At 74.2% G+C, this 3,820-nt stretch carries 2 protein-coding genes and 1 pseudogene; all 3 read right to left on the bottom strand.

Features of this window, described 5'->3' with window-relative positions:
• Positions 1-235: 235 nt before the first annotated feature.
• Positions 236-1,345: a ribosome small subunit-dependent GTPase A gene (rsgA, locus tag AXW62_RS38165; protein ID WP_060948402.1), complete on the bottom strand. Its 1,110-nt coding sequence runs from the start codon at positions 1,343-1,345 to the stop codon at positions 236-238.
• Positions 1,346-1,800: 455 nt separating this feature from the next.
• Positions 1,801-3,261 (bottom strand): YhjD/YihY/BrkB family envelope integrity protein, encoded by a 1,461-nt coding sequence (locus AXW62_RS38160; protein ID WP_370682971.1) that lies wholly within the window; start codon positions 3,259-3,261, stop codon positions 1,801-1,803.
• Positions 3,262-3,467: 206 nt separating this feature from the next.
• Positions 3,468-3,820: pseudogene (locus AXW62_RS38155) on the bottom strand (hypothetical protein); the annotation flags it as partial.

Below are 3,820 nucleotides of genomic sequence, written 5' to 3'. Positions count from 1 at the left end.
CCCCGCCGGTGAGGCGGCCCCGGTCCCGATGAGGCCGCCCCGGCCCCGGTGAGGCGGTCCCGGCCCCGGTGAGGTGGTCCGTGCCCGGTCCTCCTGCCCGTGCCCGGCCGGGCCGCGTCCACACTCGGCCGCGTACATACCCGGCTGCCCGGCCGCCCGGCCGCGTCCACGCCCCACGCCCGCCGCCCGGCCGGGGGCTCGCCCGGCCGGGCCGCGCGAGCCCCCGCGCGCACCGTTACGGCTTGCGCATCGGCCCCCGCTTGCGCTCCATCATGTGGCGGCCGAGCGCCTGCCGCTGTTTCCAGTCCCGCCGCATCTCGGACCGCAGCCGCGCGTCCGTACGGGCCGCGAGCCGCTCGTTCTCCCGCAGCAGTTTGCGGTAGCTCGCCAGCCGCCGTTCCGGGAGCGAGCCCTCGTCGATCGCGGCGAGTACCGCGCACCCGGGTTCCGACCGGTGCGCGCAGTCGGGGAAGCGGCACCGCTCGGCCAGTTCCTCGATCTCGGCGAACGCCTGCGCGACTCCGCCCTCGGCGTCCCACAGCCCCACCCCGCGCAGCCCCGGGGTGTCGATCAGCACCCCGCCCGAGGGCAGGGGCAGCAGATCGCGGGTGGTCGTGGTGTGACGGCCCTTGCCGTCGCTGTCGCGGATCGCCCGTACGTCCTGGACGGCCTCGCCCACCAGGGCGTTCGCCAAGGTCGACTTGCCCGCGCCGGACTGGCCGAGCAGCACGGAGGTGCCGGTGGCCAGCAGGGCGCCGAGCGCCTCCAGCCCCTCCCCCGTCGCGGCGCTCACCGGCAGCACCCGCACACCGGGCGCCGCCGCCTCGGTGTCGGACACCAGACCGGCCAGGGTGGCGGGATCGGGCACCAGATCGGCCTTGGTGAGGACGAGCAGCGGCTGAGCACCGCTCTCCCAGGCCAGCGCGGTGAACCGCTCGACCCGCCCCAGGTCCAGCTCGGCGGCGAGGGAGACGGCGATGACGGCGTGGTCGGCGTTGGCCGCCAGGACCTGGCCGTCCGAGCGCTTCGAGGAAGTGGACCGCACGAGGGCGGTACGGCGCGGCAGCAGCGTACGGACATGGCGCGGATCGCCCTCGGCGTCCACGGCGGCCCAGTCGCCGGTGCACACGATCCGCATCGGATCGCGCGGTGTCACCAGCTCGGTGTCCGCCCGTACCGTGCCCAGGGGGGTGGCGACATCGCAGAGGCCGCGGTCCACCCGGATCACCCGGCCGGGCATCAGGCCCTGGTCGGCATACGGGGCGAACGCGGCCTCCCAGCCGTCGTCCCAGCCATAGGCGGTGAGGGCGTGCGGAGACGCGGGGTCAGGGGAAGTGGGGAACACGGAGGAAACCCTTCGAAGGGCGGCCTCCGAGGAGGTGTCAGCCGGAGACCGCAGGGGTGGAAATGAGGAACGTCTGAACGCGAGCGGCGCTCGCCACCGTGACCGTCATCAATGTCCTCACCCCCTGCTTCCTCAACGCGCCAACACGGAACGGCAGAACCGTAGCCCACCCCGGTGCGCGGCGCCATCGATTTCCGCGTGCCGCGGGCCCGGCTGGGGGCCACGATCCGCAGCGGGCCCGACGGGGGCCACAATCCGCCGCGGGCCCGGCTGAGGGCCACGATCGCGCCGCGGGCCCTGCCGGAGCGGTGTCGTCCGGTCCTGGCCCCTGGGCACCGGTCCGGACGGACGCGCTGGCCTGGCGCCCCAGCACGGTGTGCGGCCTCCTACGGCTGCCGGTGCGCGGCCTCCCGCGGCTGCCGGAGCGCTTCACCCCGGCCAGGCAGGGCGGCGCCTCAGCGCACCGGGTGGTCGTCGTCCGCCGTGGTGTCGTCCGCGGCGGGGACGTCGCCCGTGGCACCGGCCGCGCCGTCCGCCGCGGACCGCACCTCCGGGCGCCTCGGCCCCTGCCGCGGCGTCCGGTGCTCCCCGGGCGCCGCACCCGGCGGCTTGCCGTCCGCTCTCCCCGCGGACGGCCCGGCGGACGTGCCGGAGGGCGGCCCGGCGGACGGCCCTGCGGACGTGCCGGACGACGGCCCGGCAGACGGCCCGGCGGGCGGCCCAGCAGACGGGCCGGCGGATTTCTCCGAGGGCTTCCCCCGGGCCCGGTCCGACGGCGACAGCTGTTGCCCCGGCTTCCCGGCGGCCTTCTCCCCCGCCTCGCGCCTGGCGTGCAGCCGGGAGCGTACGTCGGCGTGCGGCAGGAACTGGGCCCAGCGCTCGGGGAACTCCGACGGCGGGGTGATCTCCGCCGCGCCGTCGTCCGCCGTGCGCTGGTCCTTCGCCCGCAGCCGGGCCGCCTCCTCCCGGGCGCGGGCGGCGGCCTCCGCGCGCCCGGCGGCCGTGGCCACCGACGGCCAGACCCGGTCGATCGCGGCATTGACCGCGGCCCCGACCAGCACCGCGAAGGCGGACACCCCGATCCACAGCAGTACGGCGACGGGCGCGGCCAGCGAACCGTAGATCGTCGGGCCCTCGACCGTGTGGATCAGGTAGATCCGCAGCAGGAAGCTGCCCAGCACCCACATCGCGAGGGCCACCAGCGCCCCGGGGATGTCCTCGCGCCACGGTGAGCGCACCGGCACGGACACGTGGTAGAGCGTGGTGAGGAAGGCGACGGACAGCACGAGCACCACGGGCCAGTACAGCACCCGTACCAGCTCGCTGCTGGACGGCAGCAGGTTCACCACCGCCTCCGGCCCGACGACCATCAGCGGCAGCGCCACCGCCCCGGCCACGAGCGCCACCAGGTAGAGCAGGAAGGACAGCAGCCGGGTCCTGACGATCCCGCGCCGCCCCTCCAGCCCGTACATGATGGTGATGGTGTCCACGAACACGTTCACCGCGCGGGAGCCGGACCACAGGGCGATGGCGAAGCCGAGCGAGATGACATCGGGGCGGCCGCCCTCGATGACATCGTCCAGCAGCGGCCGGGCGATCTCCTTCACGCCCCGGTCGGACAGGACGGTCGCGGAGGCGTCGAGGATGTTCTGCCGGATGGTGGCCACCGTGTCGGTGTTGCTCCACGCGTCGAAGTAGCCGAGCAGCCCGATCAGGCCGAGCAGCAGCGGGGGCAGCGACAGCAGGGTGAAGAAGGCCGCCTCGGCGGCGAGCCCGGTGACCCGGTACTCCATGCAGGAGTCGACGGTGTCCTTCAGCAGCAGCCAGGCCATCCGGCGCTTGGACACATTGCGGTACAGGGCTCGGGCCTTGTGGAGCCGGCCGGACGGCTTCGGTGTTTCTTTCGCTGGCTGCACCTTCTCACCGTATCGGGGGTTTTCCCCGCCGCTCACCCGGTGACCAGGCCGAACCGTCGCAAAAGGCGTCGGCGGAGGGGAATGCCGCGCCGACTCGGCACCACCCTCCGCCCGCCGGGCCCACTGTCCGTGCCGGGACGGCCGTACGCAAAGGTTGCGCCGCGTTGCAGCCGTCCGGACGGCCGGTGGGGGCTCGCCACCGCGGGTCAGCAGCCTCCGCAGTTGTAGTACGTCACGTCCCAGTGGTTGCTCTCGCGGGCGTAGATGTTGCCCGAACCGGACTTGTACTGCTGGGCACCGTCACCGGGACGCGGGCCGATGTTGCTGAAGGTGCCGGTGATGTAGTTGCTGAGGCAGCTGGTGGGGCTGAAGTCGAGCTTGTAGCCGTTCCAGTGGCTGTACGTACCGGAGGCGTGTCCGGTCTCGGTGCCGCCGGTGATGGTGAGCGCGCAGCCGCTGGCCTGCTTCAGGGTGCCGGCCCCCTGCACGGTGGTCAGGTTGATCTGCTCGAACGACGTACAGGTGGGGGTGTTGCGGTCCGAGCAGCCGCCGCTAGAGG

The organism is Streptomyces hygroscopicus subsp. hygroscopicus (assembly GCF_001553455.1).
Taxonomy (GTDB): domain Bacteria; phylum Actinomycetota; class Actinomycetes; order Streptomycetales; family Streptomycetaceae; genus Streptomyces; species Streptomyces hygroscopicus.
This window is presented reverse-complemented; position numbering and strand designations above follow the sequence as displayed.